The sequence below is a fragment of the Phaeobacter sp. HF9A genome (assembly GCF_011806385.1).
GTDB lineage: Bacteria > Pseudomonadota > Alphaproteobacteria > Rhodobacterales > Rhodobacteraceae > Epibacterium.
The window spans coordinates 1-2,289 of record NZ_JAATOX010000231.1 but is presented as its reverse complement, the minus strand read 5'-3'; the positions used below and the strand labels follow the sequence as shown (position 1 = coordinate 2,289).

Annotated in this window: 3 protein-coding genes; 1 reads left to right on the top strand and 2 read right to left on the bottom strand. The window is 53.2% G+C overall.

All coding sequences use genetic code 11. The features are described 5' to 3' along the window. Positions 1-803, bottom strand: an 803-nt coding sequence (locus tag HCZ87_RS20570; protein ID WP_167646969.1) for a Mu-like prophage major head subunit gpT family protein, incomplete at its 3' end; no start/stop codon positions are given. Between the two features lie 169 nt (positions 804-972). Here HCZ87_RS20570 and HCZ87_RS20565 point away from each other — a divergent pair. Further along, a complete protein-coding gene (locus tag HCZ87_RS20565) occupies positions 973-1,815 on the top strand; it encodes an AbiJ-NTD4 domain-containing protein (protein WP_167646967.1) in 843 nt (280 codons plus the stop codon). A gap of 196 nt (positions 1,816-2,011) precedes the next feature. On the opposite strand, the gene HCZ87_RS20560 is transcribed toward HCZ87_RS20565, so the two are convergent. Next, a partial coding sequence (locus HCZ87_RS20560) for a phage protein GemA/Gp16 family protein (RefSeq protein WP_167646965.1) occupies positions 2,012-2,289 on the bottom strand: 278 nt, incomplete at its 5' end.

Sequence of the window (2,289 nt, the reverse complement as noted above, 5' to 3'; positions counted from 1 at the left end):
AGTGCATCGCTCTCAAGGGACGGCGGCACAACGAGTGTGGTCGGCTGGATGCCCAATATCCGGCCACCATCCGCCCGAAAGTTCATCATCGCAGAACGCGCTGCGGCATAATTTTCCGAGGTCAAAGCGCCTTTGCTGCCATAGCCGAGTTGCCAAAGGCCAAAGCCCGCATTGACCCGTGCGCGAACGCCGTAGATGTATTCGTCGTTCATGAACACATGTGGGTTTGCCGGATCAATCATCGCGGTAAATTGGTAGTCTTCGCGCTCTTGCCAGATCAGCGGTTTCACGGCACGGGAGGTGTCCAGCAGGAACCACGGCGTTTCAGATCCTGCCTGAACATTGCTGACGTGGACCTCATGGCCGTCGCGGTCAAATTGGGGGTGGTCGGCATCAAAGAAACTTTGCCCGTCGTAACACAGGCTGGAGAAACCCGAAGCCAGCAGGCCGAAAATCAATTCTTCTGGGTGGTGCCGGGCGAGGAGCCCCATCTCTGCAAAACTGGGCTTAAACAAGCCAAGCTTGTCATCGCTCATGTCGTCGCGCTGGATCGCTACCGTGCTTTCAAACTTGCGATTCGTGATCGTGAAGCCTTGGGCGGTAAGATTGTGAACGTGGCGGCCGCCGATCCATTCGCGAAGCTGTGGAAACTGTCCCAGCCAGCCATAGGTTTCGTCACGACTCGAGCTTGGGACCGTCATCGCGATTTGGTCTTTGTGGGACGGGGCAGCGTCGAAAGCGTCGGAATAGACCGTCTTGAACCCACGGAAGGCGAGGTCAAGGGTTTGGGAATTGATGATCATCGGAAACCTTCCAAAGGGGAGTTTCCGGAAATCTTAGGACGGTGCCGGATGACAATTAACCCCCAACGATGTGCGGGGGAATATGGCTCTTCGGGAAGCGAGGACTTCCATTACTCTTATCGACTATCTACTCTCTGGCGATCACGAATTTAGATTGAAGGGACGCTACATGCCCGCTGACGAAGGCTACATCCCGTTCTCGCAGAGGAACGGTTTCTCGCCAATTCCACCGCAACTTCAGTTAGGTGAGGTCTCTGACGAGCAGCGGAGGCTATTGAACTACGCTTGGGATCGTGAAGTGGATCGCAGACAGCACAATCAGGCCTATCAACTTGTAGATGACGCTATGAAAGAACTGGCTAAAGATGCCTTTGTATACCATTTTCATGGCTCCCCAGCTAAATTTAGTGCCACCAAAAATAGCATCAAGCAAACTTTCGAACGCTTCATTCATGTTGAAGACATCGGTTCACTTTTTGATTTGGTAGAATTTATAATTCGCCATGATGGCGCAAGCTTAAGACTGAAGGGGGATCTCGCATCCACGTTTGAAAAAACACGCTCTGCCTACAGGGTCATTGACGGTAGAATCGTACCAATTGGAAACGAACATCAAAGTGCGGCGATAGAACGCGCATTCCATGATGTTGATGCTGCAGGAGCAAATGCTTCGAAGGCACATTTAATAGATGCGGGACTAGAGCTACGGAATGGAAACTGGGCTGATAGCGTTCGGGAGAGTATCCACGCAGTCGAAGCGATGGCTCGCAAAATCGATCCCTCGGCAAAGACATTGGGTCAGGCTCTAAAGACGCTTGGGAACTCTGTCCACCTTCATGGGAGCCTGAAAGATGGCTTCGGTAAGCTGTACGGCTACACAAATGACGAGAAGGGTATTCGACATGCCTTATCTGAGGCATCATCGCCCGTGGATGAAGTGGATGCCCTCTTCATGTATGGGGCGTGCGCTTCTTTCGTGTCATACCTGATCGCTAGAGAACGCGAGCGCTGAAACACCAGTTTCTTCGTGGTGCCGTTAGAATGCGCGTGAGGGCGAATTTAAATGCCGGTTAAATGGCCATCTTGAGTTTTTGCAGGCAAGGGTGCCTAGAACCCAACTTGGCGCTTACAGGGGCTCTCAGAGCCTCTAGGCCAAAACGCAAAACGGCGGCTCAGTGCCGCCCCTCTGGTGATGATTGAAACGTCAGCTAAGCTGCGCGAGCTTTCATCGCCTTCAACGCGGTTATGACCTTGGGTGCAACCGTAGCTTCCAGGAACCGCAGGCTGGAAATCTTCCAGCACCGTTCAAGCCACAGGTTCAACTGTTCTTCACCTGCCTTGCCGTGGGTATGCTCATGCCAAAGGTCACGGATCAATTCGATCTGGGCGAAACTGGCCATGCCGGGGCGTTGGTAATCCCCCCGTTTCTGCGGGGACTTGGTCGTAGAATTTACGCGGCCGTTCTCAGTTTCTGGGCGGGGGTCAT

What these genes read in the sequence shown, in the direction of transcription:
- HCZ87_RS20565 (WP_167646967.1), top strand. Translation starts at nt 973, where the DNA reads ATGCCCGCTGACGAAGGCTACATCCCGTTCTCGCAGAGGAACGGTTTC.